The organism is Nonomuraea monospora (assembly GCF_039531895.1).
Taxonomy (GTDB): Bacteria; Actinomycetota; Actinomycetes; order Streptosporangiales; family Streptosporangiaceae; genus Nonomuraea; species Nonomuraea monospora.
Genome location: NZ_BAAAQX010000025.1, coordinates 23,902 through 46,967, shown reverse-complemented (window position 1 = coordinate 46,967; position 23,066 = coordinate 23,902). Strand labels below are relative to the sequence as shown.

Annotated in this window: 23 protein-coding genes; 7 read left to right on the top strand and 16 right to left on the bottom strand. The window is 71.7% G+C overall.

All coding sequences use genetic code 11. The features are described from left to right. Positions 1-10: 10 nt before the first annotated feature. Genes ABD331_RS37960 through ABD331_RS37910 form a run of 11 tightly spaced genes read right to left on the bottom strand, consistent with a single transcriptional unit; the run spans position 11 to position 11,511 of the window. Positions 11-1,093 (bottom strand): ABC transporter permease, encoded by a 1,083-nt coding sequence (locus ABD331_RS37960; RefSeq protein ID WP_344486252.1) that lies wholly within the window; start codon positions 1,091-1,093, stop codon positions 11-13. Continuing rightward, positions 1,090-2,610: a sugar ABC transporter ATP-binding protein gene (locus tag ABD331_RS37955; RefSeq protein ID WP_344486249.1), complete on the bottom strand. Its 1,521-nt coding sequence runs from the start codon at positions 2,608-2,610 to the stop codon at positions 1,090-1,092. Before ABD331_RS37955 ends, ABD331_RS37960 begins: the two co-directional genes overlap by 4 nt. Further along, a complete protein-coding gene (locus tag ABD331_RS37950) occupies positions 2,601-3,230 on the bottom strand; it encodes a DUF2291 family protein (RefSeq protein WP_344486246.1) in 630 nt (209 codons plus the stop codon). The genes ABD331_RS37955 and ABD331_RS37950 overlap by 10 nt, the downstream gene beginning before the upstream one ends. Next, positions 3,227-4,684, bottom strand: a complete 1,458-nt coding sequence (locus ABD331_RS37945; protein ID WP_344486243.1) for an FGGY family carbohydrate kinase — start codon at positions 4,682-4,684, stop codon at positions 3,227-3,229. The genes ABD331_RS37950 and ABD331_RS37945 overlap by 4 nt, the downstream gene beginning before the upstream one ends. Further along, a complete protein-coding gene (locus ABD331_RS37940) occupies positions 4,677-5,633 on the bottom strand; it encodes a transketolase family protein (RefSeq protein ID WP_344486240.1) in 957 nt (318 codons plus the stop codon). Before ABD331_RS37940 ends, ABD331_RS37945 begins: the two co-directional genes overlap by 8 nt. Next, positions 5,630-6,517 carry a transketolase gene (locus ABD331_RS37935; protein ID WP_344486237.1) on the bottom strand — a complete coding sequence of 296 codons (888 nt, stop codon included), beginning with the start codon at positions 6,515-6,517 and terminating at the stop codon, positions 5,630-5,632. Before ABD331_RS37935 ends, ABD331_RS37940 begins: the two co-directional genes overlap by 4 nt. Further along, a complete protein-coding gene (locus ABD331_RS37930; protein WP_344486235.1) occupies positions 6,514-7,506 on the bottom strand; it encodes a sugar phosphate isomerase/epimerase family protein in 993 nt (330 codons plus the stop codon). Before ABD331_RS37930 ends, ABD331_RS37935 begins: the two co-directional genes overlap by 4 nt. A 12-nt stretch (positions 7,507-7,518) precedes the next feature. Beyond that, positions 7,519-8,406, bottom strand: a complete 888-nt coding sequence (locus ABD331_RS37925; protein WP_344486232.1) for a carbohydrate ABC transporter permease — start codon at positions 8,404-8,406, stop codon at positions 7,519-7,521. After that, positions 8,403-9,302, bottom strand: a complete 900-nt coding sequence (locus tag ABD331_RS37920; RefSeq protein ID WP_344486229.1) for a carbohydrate ABC transporter permease — start codon at positions 9,300-9,302, stop codon at positions 8,403-8,405. The genes ABD331_RS37925 and ABD331_RS37920 overlap by 4 nt, the downstream gene beginning before the upstream one ends. 13 nt (positions 9,303-9,315) lie before the next feature. Further along, on the bottom strand, positions 9,316-10,611 hold the full coding sequence (locus ABD331_RS37915) for an ABC transporter substrate-binding protein (RefSeq protein ID WP_344486226.1): 1,296 nt from the start codon (positions 10,609-10,611) through the stop codon (positions 9,316-9,318). A 15-nt stretch (positions 10,612-10,626) separates the two neighbouring features. Next, positions 10,627-11,511 (bottom strand): nucleoside hydrolase, encoded by an 885-nt coding sequence (locus ABD331_RS37910; protein ID WP_344486223.1) that lies wholly within the window; start codon positions 11,509-11,511, stop codon positions 10,627-10,629. A 284-nt stretch (positions 11,512-11,795) separates the two neighbouring features. Here ABD331_RS37910 and ABD331_RS37905 point away from each other — a divergent pair, with 284 nt between their 5' ends. Further along, the gene (locus ABD331_RS37905; RefSeq protein WP_344486220.1) at positions 11,796-12,800 is read left to right on the top strand and encodes a sugar-binding transcriptional regulator; all 1,005 of its coding nucleotides are present in this window, start codon (positions 11,796-11,798) and stop codon (positions 12,798-12,800) included. Positions 12,801-13,028: 228 nt separating this feature from the next. Here the strand turns inward: ABD331_RS37905 and ABD331_RS37900 are convergent, their stop codons facing one another. Then, on the bottom strand, positions 13,029-14,555 hold the full coding sequence (locus ABD331_RS37900) for an alpha/beta fold hydrolase (RefSeq protein WP_344486217.1): 1,527 nt from the start codon (positions 14,553-14,555) through the stop codon (positions 13,029-13,031). Between the two features lie 14 nt (positions 14,556-14,569). On the opposite strand from ABD331_RS37900, the gene ABD331_RS37895 reads away from it, so the two are divergent. From ABD331_RS37895 to ABD331_RS37885, 3 genes are read left to right on the top strand one after another with little or no spacing between them, the layout of a single operon-like run. Next, the gene (locus tag ABD331_RS37895; protein ID WP_344486214.1) at positions 14,570-14,695 is read left to right on the top strand and encodes a hypothetical protein; all 126 of its coding nucleotides are present in this window, start codon (positions 14,570-14,572) and stop codon (positions 14,693-14,695) included. Further along, entirely contained in the window at positions 14,695-15,348 is a 654-nt protein-coding gene (locus ABD331_RS37890; protein ID WP_344486634.1) for a response regulator transcription factor, read from the top strand. Before ABD331_RS37895 ends, ABD331_RS37890 begins: the two co-directional genes overlap by 1 nt. 5 nt (positions 15,349-15,353) lie before the next feature. Beyond that, positions 15,354-16,538 carry a sensor histidine kinase gene (locus tag ABD331_RS37885; protein WP_344486211.1) on the top strand — a complete coding sequence of 395 codons (1,185 nt, stop codon included), beginning with the start codon at positions 15,354-15,356 and terminating at the stop codon, positions 16,536-16,538. Here ABD331_RS37885 and ABD331_RS37880 read toward each other — a convergent pair whose 3' ends face one another. Further along, positions 16,539-17,204, bottom strand: a complete 666-nt coding sequence (locus ABD331_RS37880; RefSeq protein ID WP_344486208.1) for a hypothetical protein — start codon at positions 17,202-17,204, stop codon at positions 16,539-16,541. A gap of 99 nt (positions 17,205-17,303) precedes the next feature. Next, the gene (locus tag ABD331_RS37875; protein WP_344486205.1) at positions 17,304-17,702 is read right to left on the bottom strand and encodes a hypothetical protein; all 399 of its coding nucleotides are present in this window, start codon (positions 17,700-17,702) and stop codon (positions 17,304-17,306) included. Between the two features lie 306 nt (positions 17,703-18,008). On the opposite strand from ABD331_RS37875, the gene ABD331_RS37870 reads away from it, so the two are divergent. The 3 genes from ABD331_RS37870 (at position 18,009) to ABD331_RS37860 (ending at position 21,019) form a co-directional block, all read left to right on the top strand. Continuing rightward, positions 18,009-18,806: a putative protein N(5)-glutamine methyltransferase gene (locus ABD331_RS37870; RefSeq protein WP_344486202.1), complete on the top strand. Its 798-nt coding sequence runs from the start codon at positions 18,009-18,011 to the stop codon at positions 18,804-18,806. 336 nt (positions 18,807-19,142) lie between these two features. Then, complete coding sequence (locus ABD331_RS37865) at positions 19,143-19,772, top strand: TetR/AcrR family transcriptional regulator C-terminal domain-containing protein (protein ID WP_344486199.1); 630 nt, start codon at positions 19,143-19,145, stop codon at positions 19,770-19,772. Positions 19,773-19,894: 122 nt separating this feature from the next. Beyond that, positions 19,895-21,019: an esterase-like activity of phytase family protein gene (locus tag ABD331_RS37860; protein ID WP_344486196.1), complete on the top strand. Its 1,125-nt coding sequence runs from the start codon at positions 19,895-19,897 to the stop codon at positions 21,017-21,019. Between the two features lie 10 nt (positions 21,020-21,029). Here ABD331_RS37860 and ABD331_RS61090 read toward each other — a convergent pair whose 3' ends face one another. Together ABD331_RS61090 and ABD331_RS37845 are read right to left on the bottom strand one after the other, a co-directional pair. Next, entirely contained in the window at positions 21,030-22,217 is a 1,188-nt protein-coding gene (locus tag ABD331_RS61090) for a helix-turn-helix domain-containing protein (protein ID WP_425566140.1), read from the bottom strand. Beyond that, on the bottom strand, positions 22,214-22,963 hold the full coding sequence (locus ABD331_RS37845; RefSeq protein ID WP_344486193.1) for an HAD family hydrolase: 750 nt from the start codon (positions 22,961-22,963) through the stop codon (positions 22,214-22,216). Before ABD331_RS37845 ends, ABD331_RS61090 begins: the two co-directional genes overlap by 4 nt. Between the last annotated feature and the right edge of the window lie 103 nt (positions 22,964-23,066).

Here is a 23,066-nt window from a genome sequence, read left to right as displayed (position 1 = left end):
TCCTTGTGGTTCAGTCGTGGTGCCTGGTCGCGGCGACCGCCGCCGCCGCGGCCCCACGGCGCTTGAATCTCTGCTGGCCCTGGTCGAGCAGCACGGCCAGGATGATGACCGCGCCCTTGATGAGGATCTGCCAGAACGTCGACACGCCCAGGATCACCAGGCCGTCGGCGAGGAAGCCGATGACGAACGCGCCGACCAGGGTGCCGCGCACGGTTCCCCGGCCGCCGCTGAGCGCCGCGCCGCCGATCACGACGGCGGCGATCGCGTTCAGCTCGTAGGTCTCACCGGCCTGCGGGGCGGCCGAGGTCAGCTCCGAGGCGATGATGAGCCCGGCCACGGCCGCGCACGCGCCGGAGATCACGTACACGATGGTCTTGACCCGCCGGATCGGCACGCCGGACAGGTCGGCGGCCCGCTCGTTGCCGCCGGTGGCGTACAGCCAGCGGCCGAACGGCGACTTGGCCAGCAGCAGCGTGACCGCCACCGCCAGCGCGATCATGATCCAGATGGAGGTGGGCAGGCCGAGCGGCCGGCCGCTGCCGAGCAGGCCGAACCCGGTGTTGCCGAGCGCGGGGTTGCCGGCCAGGTTGGGGTAGGTGGCGCCGTCGGAGACGAGCAGGGCCGCGCCGCGCGCCACGTACAGCATGCCGAGGGTGGCGATGAACGGCGCCACGTTGAAGCGGGTGACCAGCACGCCGTTGACCGCGCCGACCGCCATGCCGGCCGTCACGCACAGCACGATCACCACCCACACCGGCGGGTAGGCGATCACGCCGCCCACGTGCAGGCCGCCCAGCAGCTCGCCGGCGACCACGCCGGACAGGCCGACGATCGAGCCGACCGACAGGTCGATGCCGCCCTTGAGGATGACCAGCAGCATGCCGAGCGCGATCACCGCGTTGATCGCGACGTGCTTGGTCATCGTGATCAGGTTCGGCACGGTGAGGAACGAGTCGGACAGCAGGCCGAAGATCACGATGAGCACGGCCAGGGCGATGAAGGCGCGCAGCTCGAAGGCGATGTTCAGCACCGACAGGCGGCGGGCTCGGGCGGCGGCCCGCTCGGGGGGCGCGCTGGTCGCCGTGGTCGTCATGAGGCCCCCTCCTGGGCGGTGCCGCCGTCGGATACACGCATCAGTTCCTCCCGGGTGAGCTCGCCGCGCGGAAACTCGCCGACGAGGGCGCCGCGGGCGAGCACGAGCAGCCGGTCGGGGATGTGCAGGGCCTCTTCGGCGTCGGACGTGGTGAACAGGACGGCCAGGCCACGCCGGGCCTGCGCCGCCATCAACTCGAAGATGTCGGCCTTGGCGCCCACGTCCACGCCGCGCGACGGCTCGTCCAGCAGCAGCACGCGCGGCCTCGTCAGCAGCGCCTTGCCGATGATCACCTTCTGCTGGTTGCCGCCGCTGAGCGAGCCGATGGCCGCCTGCGCGCCGCTGGTCTTCACGGTGACGTCCGTGATCGCCCGCGCCACGGCGGCGCGCTCGCGCGGCTCGGAGACGAACAGGCCGCGCACGTACGAGCCGAGCGCCGCCAGCGACAGGTTCTGCCCGACCGACATGGTCTGGACGAGCCCGTCACGCTGGCGGTCCTCCGGCACCAGCACCAGCCCGCGGGCGATCCGCTCGCGGATGCCGCTGCCGCCGAGCGGCGCCCCGGCCAGCAGCACCTCGCCGGAGGCGGGCCGCAGCCGCCCCGCCAGCGTCTCCAGCAACTCGGTACGCCCGGAGCCCATCAAGCCGTAGACGCCGACGATCTCCCCCTCGCGCACCTCGAGCGACAGCCCGTCGACGGCCAGCCGGTCGGGCGTGGCCGGGTCGGCGACGGTCAGCTCCCTGACGGTCAGCGCCGCCTGGCCGAGCACCGGGTCGTGCGTGGGGAACAGGGCGTCCTGGTCGCGGCCGACCATCTGCTCGACGATCCACCGGATGTCCACCTCACCGGCCCGCGCCGTGGCCACCAGCGTGCCGTCACGCAGCACCACCACGTCGTCGGCGATGTCGAGCGCCTCGTCCAGATGGTGGGAGATGTAGACGACGGCCACCCCGGCGGCGGTCAGCTCCCTGATCACCCGGAACAGCACCTCGACCTCGGGCGCGGTCAGCGCCGACGTCGGCTCGTCCATGATCAGCACGCGGGCGTCCTGCAGCAGGGCCCTGGCGATCTCCACGAGCTGCTGCTGGCCCAGCCGCAGCTCGCCCACCAGCAGGTCGGGATCGACGTGCTCCTCCAGCCGGTCCAGCACCGCCCGCGTCGCCGCCCGCTGCGCCGCGCGGTCCACGGCCCCGAGGCCGGTGCGCAGCTCGCGGGCCAGGAACAGGTTGTCGGTGATGCTGAGGTTCTGGCACAGGCTCAGCTCCTGGTGGATGATGGCGATGCCCAGGTCGGCGGCGTGCCGCGAGGAGTGCAGCCGCACCGGGCGGCCGTCCAGCTCGACGTGGCCGGTGGTGGGCTGCTCGATCCCGGCGAGGATCTTCATCAGCGTCGACTTGCCCGCGCCGTTCTCGCCGAACAGGGCGGTGACCCGGCCGGGCGCGACGGCGAAGTCCACCCCCTTGAGCGCGTGCGTGCCGCCGTAGACCTTGGTGACCTCGCGGGCCCTCAGCTCCATGAGATCTCCACCGGGGTGATCGTCACCGTCTGCGGGGTGAGCGAGGTGAACGCGCCGGTGAAGGTGATCTCCTTGCCGTCCAGGGCGGCCGGGTCCAGCTTGCTCAGCAGGGATTCGCGCAGCTCGTTGTTCAGCGCGGTGGCCGCGTCGGCGTACTCGACCTGGTTGGTGAACTGGCCGAACGTGATGTATCCGGCGGCGTCGCGCAGCGCGGTGCCGTTGACGGCCGGGCCGATCTGCAGCGACACCCTGGTGCCGTCCGGCAGGCCCTCGACGGTGACCGGCAGCAGCCCGGACTTCGCCGCGCCGGCCGTGCCTGTTCCCTTGACGGCGAAGGTGTAGGGGCCGGTGCCCTGGCGCTTGCCGTACTTCCGCCCGGCCGCCTCCTTGTCGCCGGCCAGCGCCTTGAGCAGGACCGGCAGGTCCACGGCGGCGGCCTGGACGGCGGGCACCACCTTGGCCTGGTAGTTCTGCGCGCCGAACGCGGCAGGGTCGAACTTCTTGGGCGCCGTGGCGGCCGCCGTCTCCACCGTCCGGTACTCGGTGTCGGCCGCCATGAGGGCGACCAGCACGGCGACGGCCGCGGCGATGATCCAGCGGGCCGGCACCCGCACGCTCATGTGACGCTCCCTTCGCCGGTGGGCCTGGCCCTGCGGACGGCCTCGTGCCAGGCGGCTTTCCTGCCCTGGCGCTCCGGCTCGCCGATCGCGGGCTCGAACGTGTCGGCAGGGCGGGCCCTGCGTTCCAGCTCCTCGGCCGTCCACAACTTGGCGGCCAGCCCGGCGGCGCCGGCCGCGCCGAGCGCCGACAGGTCGCGCTCGCCCGAGCGGGCGACGGCGCGCCCGCTCAGGTCGGCCTGCAGCCGCATGAGCCGGTCGCCGCGGGTGAGGCCGCCGTCGGCCATGAGGACGCGGACCTGCCCCGCCGCCTCGTCGATCGCGGCCACCACGTCCTCCACCTGGAAGGCGACGGCCTCCAGGGCGGCGGCGACGAGCTGGGCGCGGCGGGTGGCGAGCGACAGGCCGGTGATGACCGGTGTGGCGTCCGGGTCCCACCAGGGGGCGCCCAGGCCGCCGAACGCGGGCACGACGTGCACCCCGGCGGGGTCGGCGTGCTCGGCCTCGGCCAGCAGGGTCTCGGCGGGCACGTCCAGCAGCTCGGCCAGCCAGGTGATCGTGCGGCCGGTCGCGCGGATGTTGCCCTCCACCGCCGGAACCGGGCCGTCGCCGAGATCCCAGGCGATGCTGCGGCACAAATTCTCGGATCCTGCGCCGGCGATGGCCATCACCGAGGAGCCCGTCCCGTAGGTGGCCTTGACGACGCCCGGCCGCCAGCCGGCGTGGGCGAACATCGCGGCGTGCGAGTCGCCCATGACGGCCAGCACCGGCACCCCGTCCGGCAGCGGCGCCAGGTCGCGGACGGCGGGGAACGGCCCGCACGAGGGCACCACCCGGGGCAGCACCCCGGCGGGAACCCCGAACAGCTCCAGCAGCCGCGCGTCCCACCGCCCGGTCCCGACGTCGAGGAGCTGGGTGCGGGAGGCGTTGCCCACCTCGACGAGGTGCTCGCCGCCGAACCGGCTGAGCAGCCAGGAGTCGACGGTGCCCAGGCACAGCTCGCCCGCCCGGCGGCGGCCCGGGTCGTGGGCGTCGAGCAGCCAGCGGGCCTTGAGCGCGGAGAACATCGGGTCGAGCGGCAGCCCGCTGACCGAGCGCACCAGGTCAGCGGAGCCGGCCAGCTCGCGGCAGTGGGCGGCGGTGCGCTGGTCCTGCCAGCTCAGCAGCGGCCCGAGAGCTTCGCCGGTACGCCGCTCCCACAGGACGAGCGACTCACGCTGGTTGCTGATCCCGACGCCCACGACCCGGCCGGCGTGCTCCGGGGTGACGCAGGCGGCGACCGCCCGCCGCACGCTCTGCCACAGCTCTTCCGGGTCCTGCTCCACCCAGCCGGGCCGGGGCTGGGTCTCGGCGAGCGGGGCGGACGCGCGGGAGACGACGCGGCAGGCGCCGTCCACGAGGAGGGCCTTGGTGGAGCTGGTGCCCTGGTCGATGGCCAGGATGAGCGGGTCAGCCATGGCGCAGCAGGTCCCGTGCGGAGGCGGCGATGGCCTCGGGTGACATGCCGTAGCGGTCGAGCAGGAAGGCGGCCGAGCCGGTGGGGGCGAACTCGGGGACGCCGAGGATGGCGACCCGGGCGGGATGGTGCTGGACGACGGTCTCGGCGACGGCGCCTCCGAGGCCGCCGGCGATGGTGGACTCCTCGACGGTGACGATGCCGGCCGTCTCCCGCGCCGCCGCGACGACCGCGTCCACGTCAAGGGGCTTGACGGTCGGCATGGACAGCACCCGCGCCGCGACGCCGTCGGCGGCGAGCTGTTCGGCGGCGACCAGCGCCCGCCACAGCACGGTGCCGTTGGCGATCAGCGTCACGTCGCCGCCGTCGCGCAGCGTCACCGCCTTGCCGGGGACGAAGGCGTAGTCGTCGGCGTTGACCTGCGGCACGCTCATCCGGCTGACCCGCACGAACACCGGCCCCTCCACGGCGGCGGCCCAGCGCAGCGCGGCGCTGGTCTCGACCGGGTCGGCCGGGACGATGACGGTCAGGTTGTCGATGGCCCGCAGCCAGGCGATGTCCTCGATGGAGTGGTGGGTGGGGCCCAGCTCGCCGTAGGCCAGGCCGGGGCTCATGCCGCACAGCTTGACGTTGTGGTTGGAGTAGGCGACGTCGGCCTTGATCTGCTCCAGGGCGCGGGCGGTCAGGAAGCAGGAGGCGGCCGACACGAACGGGATCCGGCCGCCGTTGGCCAGCCCGGCGGCGACGCCCACCATGTTCTGCTCGGCGATGCCGACGTTGATCAGCCGGTCGGGGAAGGACGCGCGGAAGGCGGCCAGCTTGCTGGAGCCGACCGAGTCGTTGACCACGCCGACGATCCGGTGGTCGTCGTGGGCCAGCTCGGACAGGGTCGCGACGTAGGCGTCGCGGCAGTCGTAGCGGGGTCGGTCGGCGACCGAGGTGGGCGTCAACGCTTCTCCAGTTCGGTCAGCGCCTGGTGGTATTCGGCCTCGTCCGGCACCTTGTGGTGCCAGGCGACGTCGTCGCTCATGAACGAGATGGGATGTCCCTTGTGCGTGTGGGCGATCACGAAGGAAGGCTTGCCCGGCGACGGCGCGGCGGACAGCACGTCGAGCAGCTCGCCGTGGTCGTGCCCGTCCACCTCGGTCACGGCCAGGCCGAAGGCGGCGGCCTTGTCGCGCAGCGGGTCGAGGTCGTTGGTCTCCTTGACCGTCGCCCCCTGCTGGAGCCGGTTGCGGTCCACGATCACGGTGAGCCGGTCGAGCCGGTGCTGGGCGGCGGCCATCATCGCCTCCCAGTTGCTGCCCTCCTGCAGCTCGCCGTCGCCGGTCAGCACGTAGGTGCGGCGCGGCGAGCCGTCCAGCTTGGCCGACAGCGCGTGCCCGACCGCCACCGGCAGGCCGTGCCCGAGCGGCCCGGTGCTGGCCTCGACGCCCGCGACCTTGGTGCGGTTGGGGTGGCCGTTCAGCGCCGACAGCGGCCGCAGGAACGTCGCCAGCTCCGCCGCCGGCAGGAACCCGAACGCGGCCAGCGTCGTGTACAGAGCCCCTGCGACGTGGCCCTTGCTGAGGATGAACCGGTCCCGTTCGGGGTCGCCGACCCGGTCGGGGCTGATGTCCAGCACCGCGCCGTACAGGGTGGCCAGGATGTCGATGGCGGAGAAGTCGCCGCCGATGTGCCCCGCCCCCGCGTGGTGGACGAGCTTCAGGTCCTGGACGCGGATCTGCCGGGCGGCCTCGGCGAGGTGCGCGACCTGTTCCGCGCGGCTCGCGTGCGGGCCGAGCCGCTCGAAGACGGGCAGGCCGATGTGCTCGTGCACGGCCAGATCCGTCATGCGTTCTCCAGCCCGGCCATGGAGGTCAGCAGCGCGTTCTGCACCAGCCGCTGGGCGGCCAGCGCGTCGTGCGCGGCCTGCGCCTGGGCGAGCGCCTCGTCGTCCAGGACGTCCAGCGCCCGGTGGATCGCCTTCAGGAAGCGGATCGCCTGCTTGGCGGCCTGGACGCTGTCCTCGCGGAACGGGAACTGGTCGAGCTGCCAGACGCCGTCCCAGTTGTTCTTGCGCAGGGTGTGGAAGAACTCGAACGTCTCCACCAGGTGCACCGAGCCGACCACCATGTCGTCGTCCCAGCCGCGCATGTTGTCGTTGACGTCGATGGCGAACAGCCGCCCGTGGTCGATGGCGAGCTGCGCCGCGTCGGCGGGGGTCTCCTGGCCGTACAGGGAGTGGCCGAAGTCGAGCAGGATGCCCAGGTTGGGCAGGCCGACGCGTTCGATGCCGAGCAGGGTGCGGGCCACGCTCGGAAAGACGATCTTCACTCGGGGCTCGCGCGGCTTGTACTCGATCACATAGTTGATCTCGGGGTGCGCCGAGCACAGCTCGGTCAGCCCGTCGAGGGCGAGCTGCCAGATGTCGTGGTAGTTCACCTGGAACGGGTAGTCCCAGCCGTCCTGGCCCGGCCACAGTTTCACGTACGAGCAGCCCAGCTCCAGAGCGACCTCGGTGGCGTCGTGCATCAACGCCAGCGCCCGCTTGCGCACCGCCGGGTCCGGGTTGGTGAACGAGCCCTTGACGAAGTCGCGCGTGTAGATCTCGGGCGTGATCGCGATGGCGCTCAGCTTGTTTCTGGCCAGCGCGGCCTTGACGTCGTCGAGGGTGCCGTCGAAGCCGACGAACGGCCAGTTCAGGTCCACGACCGACAGGTCGCCCACGGCTCCGGCGCGGTCGATCTGCTCCAGCAGTCCCACCGGCGGGCCGTACCCGTCGGTGGCGTAGCGGTCCTTGTAGGTGGCGAAATGCCAGATACCGGCACCGAAGGTCGGCATGGTCATCACTCCTTATCCCTTGGTGGCACCGGCGGTCAGGCCGGCCACGATCCACCGTTGCAGCAGCGTGTACGCGATGAGGATCGGCACGACCGCGATGAGGATCCCCGCGGCCAGGCCGGTGTTGTTGTTGGAGAACTGGCCCTGGAAGTTGAGCAGCCCGACGGGCAGGGTCTTGTTCGCGTCGGAGTTCAGCAGGATCAAGGCGAACAGGAACTCGTTCCACGTCGCCACGGCGTCCAGGATCAGTACCGTGACCAGGGCGGGCGCGGACAGCGGCAGCACGATCCGCCAGAAGATCCGCCAATCGCCCGCCCCGTCCACGCGCGCCGCCTCGACGATCTCGTCAGGGAGCTGCCGGAAGAACGACTGCAGCACCAGCACCTCGAACGGAATGCCGAAGGCCAGGTAGGGGCCGATCAGGCCGATGACGCTGTCGGTCGCGCCGGCCGTCTTCATCATGATGAACACCGGGACGATCGTGATGTAGATCGGGATCGTCAGCCCGAGGAACACGGTGAACATCACGGTCCTGCGAAATCGCATCCGCAGCTTGGCCAGCGCGAACCCGAGCATCGCCGAGATCAGCACGCCGAGCGGCACCTTCAGCACCAGCAGCAGGGCGCTGTTGCGGTAGGTGGTGGCGAAGTTGCCGATGTCCCAGGCGTCGGTGAAGTTCTCCCAGGTGAAAGCCTCGGGCCAGGACAGCGGGCCGTTGCCGATGAAGTCCGCCAGCGGCCGGATCGCGGTGACAATGAGCAACGCCAGGGGGGAGATCCAGAAGACGGCCGCCACGGCGAGCACGACGGTCAGGGCGAGACCGCCCTTGGTCTGCTTCTTGGCCGGTGGTTGTGCTGAGGTGACGGTTCGTGTCGCAGGCGCGGAGGTGATCGAGGTCATGCCGCACGCTCCCTGGTCTGGGACCGGACGTACGGGATGCCGACCGCGATCGCCACCAGCGTGATCACGACGGCCAGGGCCGTGCCGTACCCGGTCTGGTAGTACTGGAAGACGTTGGCGTACATCCACGTCCCCATCACCTGAGTGGCCGTGCCGGGCCCGCCGTAGGTCATGGCGTAGACCAGGTCGAAGACCTTGAACGAGTCGATGAGCGACAGCGCCAGCACGATGTAGTGCGCCGAGCGCAGGCCGGGCATGGTGACGTGCCGGAACTGCTCCCACCTGCTGGCCCCGTCGACTCTGGCCGCCTCGTACAACTGCGCGGGGATGCCTTGCAGGGCGGCGAGGTAGAGCAGCATCGGGAAGCCCGTGCGCAGCCACACCGCCGGCACCATCACGGCCCACAGCGCGGTCGAGTCCTGCCCGAGCCATGGCTGGGCCAGACCGTCCAGGCCGACGATCCGCAGGACGGAGTTGATCGCGCCGAGGTCGGGGTTGTAGAGCCACCCCCAGATCGAGGCGATCGACACCAGGGGTAGCACACCAGGCGCGTAGAAGATCAGGCGCAGCACGGGCTTGCCCCGCACCTTGCCGTTCAGCAGCAGCGCCAGTGCCAGGCCGAGCGTCACCGGCACGGCGATCGTGACCACCGACCACAGGAGGTTGTTCCGGCCCGCGGTCAGCACCACGGGATCGCTGAGCATGCGCGCGTAGTTGTCCAGCCCGACGATGTTGTAGGCAGGGCTGAGGCCGTCCCAGTCGGTGAAGCTGAACCACAGGGATGACACAGCCGGGTAGACGAGGAAGATCAGGTATACCCCGAGCGCGGGGAGGGCGAACAGCCAGGGCCGCCAGCTGCCGTTCTGCCGGGTGCGCCGGGGGGTGAGGGTTGTCATGAGCCGTTCCGCGTCAGTTGCGGGCCCAGGCGGAGATGATCTCCTGCATCTTCTTCGCCGCCGCGGCCGGCGTCACCTTGCCCTGCAGCAGATCGCTCTGCACGCTGAAGTACTGATCCGACTGCTGCTTGGGGAAGGCCTGGTCCTGGATCGTGTAGAAGGGGCTGGTGCCGTACTTCTCGTCCCACCCGGCCGACAGCGGCATCTTGCCGGGGTCGGATTCGGCGCCCTTGACGGTGGACGAGGTGATCTGCATGGCTTTCTGGCTGTCCGGCTTCAGCAGGAAGTCGAGCAGGGCCGCGGCCTTGTCCTTGTTGCCCGACCGGGCGTTGACCATGTAGCCCTCGACGAACCCGGAATGCCGGGCCGGGGAGTGGTCGGTGGGAAGCTGGAAGACCCCGAAGTCCTTGGGGTCCTTCTTCGCGGCCAGGATGGCGTTCGTCTCCGACCACTGCCCCTCGAGGTCGTAGGCGACCTTGCCCTGGACGTACCAGTTGCCGACGTCCGCGGGATCGAGGCCCAGCGCTCCCTCGGGCAGCCACTTGTTGTCCTGCCACTTCTTGAACAGGGTGAACGCCTCGACGACCTCGGGCCGGTCCCAGCTCTCCTGCCCGAGCAGCAGCTTGTCGTGCAGTTGCGGACCTGCGGTGTGCTCCAGGAGGTACTCGAACAGGCGCATGATGTGCCAGCCGTACTTGCCGCCCAGCCCGACCGGGGTGATGCCGGCCGCGACCAGCCGCTCGTTCATCTTCTCCAGCTCGGCGTACGTGGTGGGCGGGGCGTCGATCCCGGCCTTGGCCAGCAGCTCCTTGTTGTACCAGGCGCCGATCCCGCGCGCGGTGAACGGCACCCCCGCCTTGACACCGTCGAACGTCATGCCCGCGATGGCCGCGGTGCTGATCGTGGAGTCCCAGCCGTACTTCTGGTAGTACGGCGCGAGGTCGGCGGCCTGCTTCGCCTTCGCGAACGGCGCACCGAGCTGTCCGCCCCAGATCCGCCAGATGTCGGGACCACTCCCGCCGAGCAGTTCGGTCCGCAGCTTGTCGGGATACTGGGCCGCACCCGAGCCGGGCAGGCTGTCGACCGTGGTGGTGGTGCCGTTCTGCTGGTCGAACTTCTGGACCTGGGCCTTCAGCGAACCGATGGTCACGTCGTCCTCGTAGGTGAACAGGCGCAGCTTGTTCGACGCCGCAGCCGTCGTGGCGTCGCCGCCGACTGAGGCGCCGGTGCAGGCGGTGACGGCGAGCCCGGTGGCCGCGACGGACGAGAGGGCGAGGAACCCCCGGCGGGTGTATGACCTGTCAGTCATGTCGATCTCCCTTGGTCAGGACGCGCGCTCTCGGCCGAAGGCCCGGATCTTGGCGAACATGTCCGCCAGCAGGAACCGCACGTCGATCTCCTCGGCGACCCTGATCGGGTGATTCGACCCGGGCAGGTAGGAGCCGTCGGCGCCGAAGCGGGGCGCGGGCGTCACCCGCAGGTTGCCGCTCTGCGGGAAGAGCATCAGCGCGATGGCGGGGGAGTCGCCCAGCGACCGGGACTCGATCGGTGCGGGATGGCAGGCGGCGTTCCACTCGTGCAGTTGCTCGATGAGGTAGCGGCCCAGCGGGCCGGCGTCGCCGATCCTCTCCTCCAGCTCGGCGTAGCTCACCGAGACCTTGGTGTAGACGTCGCGGGGCACCTGCCACACGGTGATCCCGGAGTCGAACACCACGTTGGCGGCGTGGATGTCGTTGGAGAGGTTGAACTCGATCCCGGGGCCCTCGTCGTAGCCCCGGTATCCGGAGCCGCCGATCCAGATCACGACCACCGGCCGGCGGACGAGCCCGGGGTCCAGCAGGATCGCCGTGGCCATGTCGGTCAGCGGGCCGAGGAAGGCCACGTAAAGCGGGTCGCCGTCGCTCGCCAGCTTCGACTCCTCGATGATCAGCCGGGCGCCGGGCGAGTCCGCCGGGGTCCGCTCGTCGGGCAGGGCGGCCGCCGCCCCGTTGGCGACGGTGACGGAGCCGGTCATCTTGAGCAGTTCGAGCAGGAGATCGATCTCCTCGCGCGACTCCTCCATGCTGCGCCGGGTGCGCCGGGTGCCGAAGTGGGCCGGGATCAGGCCGCGCACGTCGAAGGTGGGGGACAGGAGGCCGTGGACGATGGCGAACTGGTCGTCCGCCTCGTTCTTGGCGTCGGTGTTGATGATCACTCTGCGTTGGCGCATGGCAGCCTCTCGCCAGTGCATAATTATGCGGTAGCGCATAAATTCCGTGCCCGTAGATTGGCTGATCCGCTCATGTCTGTCAATAACTCTGCGCAACCTGTGATCGTGAGAACTGCTCATCGCCTGCGGAACGCGCAGCCCGGGCCTGCTCCGCGCACACCACGGCGCGCACACCGGGGGCCCCGCGGCCACCACGACCCCTGCCCGGCGTGTACAAGGAGTGACCCGCCGGATGGAGAATATGGGGCGACGAGACTCTGCCGCGGCGAAGGGGACGGATCTTGATGGCTGTGCACGCGAGCGGCGCGGGCCGGTCCGCCTCCGACGGAAGGGTGCGGCTCATCACCAAGATCGCGCACATGTACCACGAACAGGGCATCCGCCAGGCCGACATCGCCGAGGCCCTGCACATCTCCCAGACGAAGGTGTCCCGGCTGCTGAAGCGGGCGGGCGAGATCGGCATCGTGCGAACGGTGGTGGTCGTCTCGCAGGGCGTGCACTTAGCGCTGGAACAGGCCCTGGAGGACCGGTACGGGGTGCGGGAGGCGGTCGTGGTCGACGTCGAGGGCGACGAGTCCGAGATCATCGCCGGCATCGGCTCCGCCGGGGCGGCCTACCTCGAGTCGACCCTGGCCGGTGAAGAGCGGATCGGCATCTCGCCGTGGAGCCAGACGCTGCTGTCGGTCGTCGACCGGCTGCATCCGCTGCGCGTGGCCGGCGCCGACCGCGTGGTGCAGCTCGTCGGCGGCGTCGGCGAGAGCGCCGTGCAGGCCAAGGCCAATCGCCTGCTGAGCCACCTCGCCGAGCTGGTCGGCGCCGAACCGCTCTACGTGCAGGCGCCCGGCCTGGTGGGCTCCGCCGAGATCCGCGAGAGCCTGGTCGCCGACGCGGCCATGCAGTCGGTGGCCCAGGAGTGGCAGGGCCTGACGATGGCGCTGGTCGGCATCGGCAGCGTGCAGCCCTCGCCGCTGCTGCGCGACAGCGGCAACGCGATCGCCGCCGCCGACCAGGACCACCTCATCGCCGCCCACGCCGTCGGCGACGTCTGCCAGCGGTACTTCGACGCCGCTGGCGAGCTGATCCACAGCGACCTGAACAGCCGCGTCGTCGGCATCGACCCGGAGGTCCTGCGCACCATCCCGCATCGCATCGGCATGGCCGGCGGCGAACGCAAGCACGCGGCCATCCGCGCGGCGATCAGCGGCGGGTGGGTCAACGTCATCATCACCGACGTCACGACCGCCCGCGCGCTGCTGGACGAACCCCTGGTCGCGAACGACGGCCGGTGATCGGCGCCGCCGGCTGTGCGCGCGGTGCCGAGGTCGCCGCCCGGCCGGGCACCTTCCGCCACAACCGGCCGGGTCGATGCTCGGCCGGGCACCTTTCGTCACCACCGGCCGGGACAGAGCGGGTGCCGGTGCGCCCTCACCGGCATGCGCGTCATCATCAGGGTCTCCCGGCGCTGACACCGGAAGGGCTCGCGGACCCGCATCAGGCACCAGTCGGCCGGCGCGCCTCTACTGCGGCGGGGCCGGAGGCTGGGTGACCTTGCCGGGGACGGAGATGTCCGGGCAGGACAGCCCGGAGGCCGGCGGCTCGAGCCGGATGAGGAAGGCGTCGATCGCCGCGTTGACGCAGGTGCTGGGACCGTACGCGACGGTGGACGGGTAGACGGTGTGGCCGAACCCCTCGTAGGTGACGAGCGGCGCGCCGCTTCGCGCGGCGGCGTGCCGGGACCAGGCGTGCACCGTGGCGAAGTCGTTGCGGTTTCCGGCCATGACGATCGGCGTGCCGCGTCCGATCTTCAGGGGTGTCTGGGGGTTGGTGGCCTTGCCGGAGTAGCCGACGCAGTCGAGCGCGGACTCCGTGGCGTTGGGATTCCAGTTCACGTTGGGGTAGCGCCTGGTCAGGCGGTCCAGGCCGCGCTTGAGCTCGGCGTAGTTCTTCAGCCGGAACGTCCAGTCCTGGCAGAACATGGCCTGGCGGGCGTAGTTCTGCACGGCGGGCCGGCTCGGGGCCGGGCCGGGGGTGGCGCCGGTCGGGGCCGGCGCGGGGGTGGCGTGCCCGGACAGGGCCGCGAGCTTGTCGGCGAGTTCCTTCCAGAACTCGGGCAGGTTGACTCGCTGGCCGATGCCGGTGAAGGCGGTGAAGTCGAGCTCGCGGCCGGTGGCGGGGTCGGTGAGGGTGCCGTTCTTGGCGCGTTCCCGCAGGCCGACGTAGACCTTCGCGGCGTTCTTGCCGTACAGGGCGCAGTCGGCGGTCTGGTCGCACCAGGCCGCCCACTGGACGAAGTTGCGTTCGATGGCGGCCGTCTGGTCGTCCAGGAAGGCCCAGAGCGAGCGGATGCTGTGGTCCATGTTGCCGTCGGTGACGATGGCCCTGACGTGCTGGGAGAACATCTCGGCGTACAGCTGCCCGGTCAGGGTGCCGTACGAGTAGCCCACCTGAGTGATCTTGGCTTCGCCCAGGGCGGCGCGGATCGCGTTCACGTCGCGCACGACCTGGCGGCTGTCGAGGTGGTCGTACAAGGCGCCGGTGCGTTCGCGGCAGTCCCGGCTGAGCGCGGCGTTGGCGCGGGCGAAGGCCGCGAAGTCGGCCGCGCCACGCGTGGCCAGGCTCTTGGCGGCCGTGGCCCGCTCCAGCACTTCGGTGTCGCAGAGCACGGGAGTGCTGGCGCCGACGCCGCGCGGATCGAAGCCGACCACGTCGAAACGCTCGCTGACGGCGGTGGTGAACACGTCCTTCTTGCGCTTGACCTCCTCGACGCCGCCGACTCCTGGCCCGCCGGGGTCGAGGATGACCGAACCGATGCGGACGGCGGGCTTGGTGGCCTTGCGCCTGGCCAGGGCGAGGTCGATGGTCCTGCCGTCGTCCGGGTGGGACCAGTCGAGCGGGACCTTCAGCGTCGCGCACTGTACGGCGGCGTCGGCGCCGGGGCAGGCGCTCCAGGTGAGGCCCGCGGTGGTGGCCGCCGCCGGTGCGGTCAGGGTCAGGGCCGCCGTCAGCGCGCCCGCCGCCGGCAGGGCGAGGTGCCGCAGCTTCATCGGGTGTCCTTTCCATGAACGGTGAGGTGGAACGCGGACTGTCTACCGAAGCGGCGGTTTCGGCACGGTTTCACGGATCGCTGGAAACCTCCTTGAAACCGGTGGTGCAGGATGATCTGCGGGTGAAGGGGGTGACGTGATGCGCGTCCTGGTGGTGGAAGACGACGAGGAGACCGCGGAGACGGTGGCCATCGGCCTGCGTAGGGCGCACATGGCCGTGGACGTGGCGACCGACGGCCGGGACGGGCTGGAACGTGCCCTGCGCGTGGACTACGACGTCGTCGTGCTCGACCGCGACCTGCCCGGCCTGCACGGCGACACCGTCTGCGCCGAGCTGGTGTCCGCGCGATGCCGGGGACGCATCCTCATGCTGACCGCCGCGGCCACCACGGAGGACCTCGTCGAAGGGCTCGGCCTGGGAGCGGACGACTACCTGCACAAGCCGTTCGACTTTCCGGTGCTGGTGGCCAGGGTGGCCGCGCTGGCACGGCGTGCTCACCCGGTCGCCCCACCGGTCCTGCGCCACGGCGACCTCGAGGTGGACACGGCCCGGCGGACGGCCAGGCGCGGGGATCGCCTCCTGCGGCTCGCGCCCAAGGAGTTCGGCGTGCTGGAGCTGCTGCTGGCCTCGCAAGGGCGGGTGCTGTCGGCCGAGGAACTGCTGGAACGGGTGTGGGACGAGGCCGCCGACCCGTTCACCAACGCCGTCAAGATCACGATGAGCCGGCTGCGGACCAAGCTCGGCGATCCGCCGGTCATCGAGACGGTCGCCAGGGGCGGCTACCGGATCTGAGCGCGATGCCCGTCCCGTCCCGGCCGCCGCGCCGCACCGTCCGGCTCTGGATGACGATCCTGTACGGCGGCCTGTTCCTGGTTTCCGGCGCCGCGCTGCTCGCCATCACCTACGCCCTGGTCCGCCACGCCGTCGTGGGCCGCCCCGCCGCCTCGTTCCTTCCCGCCCCCGGCGGCGGCACGGCCCCGTCGCCCGCCGTTTTGACCGGGCAGCACGTTCTCGGTCTGAAGGAGGTCATCGAACGCCAGCAGTCCGACGTCATGCGCGAGCTGCTGCTCAACTCGGGCATCGCCCTCGCCGTCATGGCCGTGCTGTCGATCGTGCTGGGCTGGACGGTGGCCGGCCGCATCCTGCGCAGGCTGCGCACGATCACCGCCACCGCCCGCGCCATCTCGGCCACGAACCTGCACCGCCGTCTGGCCCTGGACGGCCCTGACGACGAGCTGAAGGAGCTCGGCGACACCATCGACGCCCTGCTCGGCCGGCTCGAAGCCGCGTTCGAGGCCCAGCGCCGGTTCGTCGCCAACGCCTCGCACGAGCTGCGCACCCCGCTGACCCGGCAGCGGGCCATCGGCCAGCTCGCGCTGTCCGACCCCGAGGCGGGCGTCGAGTCGCTGCGCAGGGCGCACGAACGCATCCTGGTGGCCGGGGCACAGCAGGAACGGCTCATCGACGCGCTGCTCACGCTGGCCCGCGGGCACGCCGGCATCGAGGTCCGCCGGCCGTTCGACCTGGCCGGACTCGCCCGCGAGACCGTCGAGGCGCGCCGGGGGCAGGCGTCCGGCCTGGGGGTGACGTTGCGGACGTCGATCAGGCCGGCGGAGGCGGCCGGGCACCGGCCGCTCGCCGAGCGCCTGGCCGCCAACCTCGTCGACAACGCGCTGCGCTACAACGCGCCGGGCGGCTGGGTGGAGGTACGGACCGGGCCGGTGGACGGGCGGCCCGCGCTCGTCGTCGTCAACACCGGCCCCCTCGTGCCGCCGGACGCGGTGGCGGAGCTCTTCCAGCCATTCCGGCGGCTGACCCCGGCGGCCCGTACGGCATCTGAGCGCGGGGACGGGCTCGGCCTCGGACTGTCGATCGTCCAGGCCATCGCCGCCGCTCACGACGCCACCGTCACCGCCACCGCGCGGCCGGAGGGCGGACTGCGCGTCACGGTGACCTTCCCGCCCGTCACACGGACGTCCTGATCACTGACGAGGATCGTCTTGAGAGGTGGCGGCCTCGTCCGGCGTGGTCGTCGGGACGGCGGGCGGGTGCCCGGTGCGGTCGGCCGGTTCGAGGTGCGGCGGCGCCGGTACGGAGCTGACGGGGGCGGGGCTCTGGGAAGGGGGACCGGAGGCGCCGATGGTGTCCGCCGGTACAGGCGTGGGCGTGGGCTCGCCGGACGGCGCCGGTGTCGCCGTGATCGTCGAAGTGACGGTCGGTGCCGGAGTAGCCTCTGGGACGGCGGACCTGCTCACCGAAGGGGTCGTGACCGTCCGCACCCGGCGAGCGGGGTTGCCGGGCTCCGGGTTTCTGTCCCTGCCGTGCGCGGGCTCGGAGCGGGCGATCTTGTGTGCGGGCTTGCCGGTGAGCTGGTCGGCCACGGTCCTGCCGGCCACGGTCTGGTAGGCCAGGATGCCGCCCATGCTGAGGGCGAACACCAGCCCGGTGGTGACCGCCACCTTCCCCCACGGCAGCCTCTTCAGCCCGCCGGTGCGCTCCAGATAGTGCGCGTACACGGCGGTCCCCGCCGTGGTGCCGACGCTCACCAGCGCCGCGCCGAGCACGGTGCCGGCCACCCCGAGGTGGGAGGCCGCGACCGCGGCGGTGGCCGCGGCCAGCGCGTTGCCCGCGAGGTGCGGCCCCGTCAAGTCCAATTTCCGCTGAACGTCGCCCATGCCTGAGCCCGGTTCCCCTTCTTGATCTGTACTTCCTCGCCCGGCCGCGGGTCCGCGGGGGCGTCATGGGCACTACCGGCCGTGGGACTCCCAGCGGCGCCGTACGGCGTCGCGCGCGACGAGCCCGCGCTGCCGCGCTTCGGCGGCCAGGTCACGCAGGCCGCCGGCGGAACCGTCCGGATGGTGACGCAGGAACGCGCGGAGCTCCGCGCCGCCGAACCCCAGCAGGGCCAGGAAAAGGGTGATTTCCAGGGCCGAGACGGCCGCGATTGCGAAGAAGATTGCCGTGATCACTGGGATGACTCCAGCCGCCGGCCAGGCGGCGATATTGATGGGTTCAGCGGTCAGCGAGGGGTTCGTTGGGATGAGTGTAGGTTCGTCACCTGTCATCACCCCAGCGGCCCGCCGCCACTTGGATGAGCTTTTGCCGTTCCGCGCGCCGTTGCTGGCGTCGGAGAGGTTTGCGGCCATGACTCGCGTGCTTGGCGCACGTTGAGAAGGCGGTCTTGCGGGTGGGCGCGTCCCTGCGGCGCGGTGAGTCACCGGGGACTGCGGCGGGATACCGCTCATCCTAACGGAGCTCCAGGTGGGCGCCTCGCCGAACCCCCGCCCGGCGGTGGATTCGGCGGCCTGATACTGTGACGATCTCGTCAGAGGATCGTCCTTGGGAGGTGGGACCCATTACCGCTGTACCAGTCTGGGTGCTCCCCTCACGAAGCGCGGCCTACAGGGATTAGGTGACCGCGGGAGCGCCCATCGGCATCCCGAAAGGCTCCCATGTCGGTTTTTTCGTCATCTATCGCTACCACTGCCATCGTCGCCCGCCTCCGCGCCGCCGGATGCGTCTTCGCCGAGGACGAGGCCGGGCTGCTCCTGTCCACCGCGTCCACCCCCGCCGACCTCGACGCCATGGTGGCGCGCCGGGTCGCCGGGGAACCGCTCGAACACGTGCTGGGATGGGCGGAGTTCTGCGGGCTGCGCGTGTACGTGGAGCCGGGGGTGTTCGTGCCCCGGCCGCGCACCGGGTTCCTCATCTCGGCGGCCGTCGGGCTCGCGCGTGAGATCGAGGGCACACCTGTGGTGCTGGACCTGTGCTGCGGGACGGGCGCGATGGGCGCGGCCCTGGTCGCGGGCCTCGGCAGGGCCGAACTCCACGCCGCCGACCTCGACCCCGCCGCCGTCCGCTGCGCCCGGCGCAACCTGTCCGGTACGGCGTCCGTGTACGAGGGCGACCTGTACGAACCGCTGCCCGCCACGTTGCGCGGCCGGGTGGACATCCTCATCGCCAGCCCCCCGTACGTTCCGTCGGAGTCGGTGGGGCTGCTGCCGCCCGAGGCCCGCCTGCACGAGCCGCTCCACGCGCTGGACGGTGGCGCCGATGGGCTCGACGTGGTGCGGCGGGTGATCGGCGGGGCGCCCGGGTGGCTCGCTCCTGGCGGGCGGTTGCTGGTGGAGACGAGCGAGCGGCAGGCGGAGGCGACCGCTGACGCCGTGCGGGCCGCCGGGCTGGACGCGCGGGTCACCACCTCGGACGACCTGGACGCCACGGCCGTCATCGGCACCCGCCACCCCTGACCCACACTTCCCCGTCGACCCGCACTCCGGCCGGGTGGCGCTTCGGCCGGGTGGCGCTTCGGCCGGGTGGCGCTTCGGCCGGGTGGCGCTTCGGCCGGGTGGCGCTTCGGCCGGGTGGCGCTTCGGCCGGGTGGCGCTTCGGCCGGGTGGCGCTTCGGGTGGGGCGTGTTTCTGGTGGCGGGCTGCGGGCGGGCGACGCTTCCGGCTGGTGGCGCTTCGGGTGGGCTGCGCCTCGGGCGGGTCGCGCTTCGGGCGGTTGCGCCTCCGGTGGGGCGTGCTTGTGGTGGGTGCGCTTGCCGGAGGGTGTGGGATGCGGCGGTGTTAGGGTGATCGTCGATGGCACAGAAGGGACTGGCGCGGGACACCGTCGTGCGCGCGGCGCTGGAGCTGCTCGACGAGGCCGGCCTGGACGGCCTGTCCGTGCGCCGCCTGGCCGCCCGCCTCGGCGTCCAGAACCCGGCGCTCTACTGGCACTTCCGCAACAAGCAGGAACTGCTCGACGAGATGGCCCGCGAGCTGCTCGCCCACGACATGGGCGGCCCCGCCGAGGGTGAGGGCTGGCGGGAGTGGCTGGCCCGCAGAGCGCACCGCTACCGGCGTACGCTGCTCAGCCACCGCGACGGCGCGCGGCTGATCGCGACCGGCAACCCCGGGCCCGACGTCGCCAGGAGCTTCGAGGCGGAGCTGAGGACACTCACCGGCCTCGGCTTCACCCCCGCCCAGGGCCTGCACACGATCACGGCGATCAGCCACTACACCCTCGGTTTCGTGCTGAACGAGCAGGCCGGGCTCGACCGCAGGAGCCGCGGCGACAGCACCGACCTGGCCGCGTACGCCAGGGACCACCCGCTCACGGTCGAGGGGGTCAGGACGGGCGGCGCGCCCACCAGTGACGAGGCGTTCGCGCACGGCCTGCGCCTCATCCTCGACGGGGTCGCCGTCTCGGCCCCCGGCACCGCGCACTGATTTGCGCCTTTTGCAGTGCGGCATGCCATTGTTTTCTTCGTGGACTTCCACGGCCGGACACGCTTTCATGTCCTCCGTCGAATGCCGGGACGGAGGAACAATTGGCGCGTACACGCAGAATCATGAAAATCGCCCTGGCGTTCGCGGTGGTGGCGGGCACGGCCCCGCCCGCCGCCGCGAGCGCCCCGCAGGAGCCCGTGCGGATCACCCGCTTCCTCGGCGAGCAGCGGATCCCGCACCTGGTGAAGTTCGGTGGCACGACGGTGGGCGGCTTGTCCGGGTTCGACCGTGACCCGCGCACCGGCGCCTGGTACTTCGTCTCCGACGACCGCTGGCGCTACAACCCCGCCCGCTTCTACACCGGCCGCCTGGCCTTCCACCGCAGGACGGGCGACTTCACCGGCGTCCGGATCACCGGCGTCACGACGCTGTACCGGCCGGACGGGACGCCGTACCCCGCCTACGGCAAGCCCGGCTCGGCCGACCCCGAGTCGATCAGGGTCGACCGGTGGAGCGGGCGGCTGCTGTGGGGCGACGAGGGAGACCGTCCAGACGACCGGAATCCGGATATTCCCATTTCGCAGTCGAAGGTGCGCGGAATGAGTGTGGAAGGGCGGCAGGAGGCGGAATTGCCGGTGCCGTCGAATTTGCGTTTCGAGAGCGGGGAAAGCGGCCCCCGGCGTAATTTCGGATTCGAGGGGCTGGCCGTCACGGAACGCGCCATCACCGCCGTGACCGAGGGCCCGCGCTTCGAGGACGGGCCGACGCCGACGGCCGGCCGCGGCTCGATGACCCGGCTGACCGTGTGGGATCGCCGGGGCGAGGTGCGCGCCCAGTACGCCTACCCGCTCGACGCGCTGGCGGCCCCGCCGAACCCGCCGACCGGCCTCAGCGACAGCGGCGTGTCGGAGCTCCTGGCCATCGACGACCACCGCTACCTGGCCCTGGAACGCTCCTGGATCCAGGGCGTCGGCTACCGGGTCAAGCTGTACGAGATCGACCTGCGCGACGCCTCGAACGTCCTGGACCGCGACTCGCTGACCGAGACCGACACCTACCGGCCCGTCACCAAGCGGCTGGTCCGCGACCTCGGCGAGTTCCGGCCGCCGGTGCAGAACCTGGAAGGCATGGCCTGGGGCCCGAGGCTGGCGAGCGGCGAGTGCACGCTGGTGATCGGCTCCGACGACAACTTCTCCGAGGAGGAGGTGACGCAGTTCATGGCGTTCGGCGCCACGGGCTGCCGCTGACCTCGTACCGTCACATGCCGTGGATGCGGCGCCCGGTGATGTGCTGGGGGACGATGCGGATGTAGAGCAGCCGCTCGCCCCCCGCCCACGGGGTGACGCCCGAGCCCGCCACCTGGGCCGCCTCCTCCGGCGGCAGGTGGTGCGCGGGCCCCTGCACCAGCACGCTCCACCCCTCCCGGTTGGTCTCGTCGATGTTGTCGATCTGGAAGGCGATCAGGATGTCCACGCCTTCCAGGCCGCTGCGCAGGTCCTTGTCCATGGCTCCGCCGGCGGCGGTGCGGAAGACGATGGCGCCGTGGTGCACCTTGTAGTTGACCGGGAGCACCGTCGGCCCGTGCGAGCCGTTGAACGCCACCCGCCCGATCCCGCCCGGCTCGATCAGCCGCCGGCACTCCTGCTCGTCCAGGGTCTCCAGGGTCGGGTGGGCCATCGCGGGGCCGTGCCCAGGCGGCCGGTCCTGGCCGCCGCCCAGCAGGTCCTCCACCGTGGTGCGCAGCGCGTCGGCCAGCCGGTAGAGCGCTCCCGTGTCCGGGGTGTCGGCGTTCTCCTCCAGATATTTCAGGTAACCGGGTGACATGTCCGCCCGTTCGGCGACCTGCTCGCGGGTCAGCCCGAGCCGCTCCCGGTGATGGATGATGCGCCGGCCGAGATCGCCTGTGCCTGCCATGATGACGTCCCCTCTGTCATGGATACGGGCCTCGCGGCAGTCAGCCTCGATGACCACCTGGCGACCCCGGTACCGGATCGGCATGGACATCGACCCGACCTCCGCGGGCAGCAGCGGGTCCAGCCGCAGCCCGTCCGCCCTGACCTCCAGGCCCAGGTAACAGCGCTGCAGCAGGTCGAGCGTGCCGCCCATGGCACCCAGATGGATGCCTTCCGCGGTGGTGCCGCCCTGCACGTCCTTGATATCGCTGAAGAGCGCCTCGGTGAAGAACCGCCACGACCGCGCCTGATCCGGGGCCTTGTCCGGGGCGCGGTTCGAGCGGGCCAGGACCCACGCGTGCACGACGGCGCTGAGGGTTGGGCCGTGGCTGGTGCGCCGCAGGCAGTCGGTCGCGGGGGCGTGCACCGCCGGGTCGCCGTCACGGGTCACTACCGGGTCGCCGTCACGGGTCACCGCCGGGCTGCCATGACTGGTCACTGCCGGGTTGCCATCACTGGTCACTGCCGGGTCGCCGTCACCCGTGGTGGTCACCGCCGGGTCACCGGCACGCGTCCCGTCACGTCCGCGTCCGCCAGGTCCGTCACGACCGCGCCGGCTCCGGCGGCCAGCATGGCGGCGGCCTGCGTGCCGCTCCTGTCCACGGCGACGACCTGCCCGAACCCGCCCCGCCGCCCGGCCTCCACCCCCGGCAGCGCGTCCTCCACGATCGCCACCTCGCGCGGCGCCAGCTCCAGCCGCCGCGCCGCCTCCAGGAACAGCGCGGGATCCGGTTTGCCGGGCAGGCCGAGCCGGGCCGCGTCGTTGCCGTCCACCAGCACGTCGAACAGGTGCAGCAGCCCCGCCGACGACACGACCGCCCGGCAGTGCCTGCTGGCCGAGACCACCGCCGTACGGCAGCCGCGCCGCCGCAGCTCGTGCAGCAGCGCGACCGTGGACGGGAAGGCGGCCACCCCGTGCCGGTCGATCTGCTCCACGAACAGGGCGTCCTTCGCCAGCCCCAGCCCGTGCACGGTCGGCGCGCCTGGCTCGTCGCCGGGCCCGCCCTCGGGCAGCGAGATGCCGCGCGAGGCGAGGAACGTGCGCACGCCGTCGAGCCGCGGCCGGCCGTCCACGTGGGCGAGGTAGTCGGCGCGGATGTCGAACGGCGCCGAGCGCCCGCGCAGGAAGGCGTCGAAGACGTGCTTCCACGCCGCCGCGTGCACCCGGGCCGTGTCGGTGACCACGCCGTCGGTGTCGAACACGACGGCGCGCAAGCCGGTCAGATCGAAGGTGGCCATGCCTGGACGCTACCCGCGCACACGCCGCCCAGCCATGACCGTCCGACCTCGTGCCTCGTTACCTCCGGCCCGTCACACGGGAAGCGGGAGCGCCCAGTGGGTA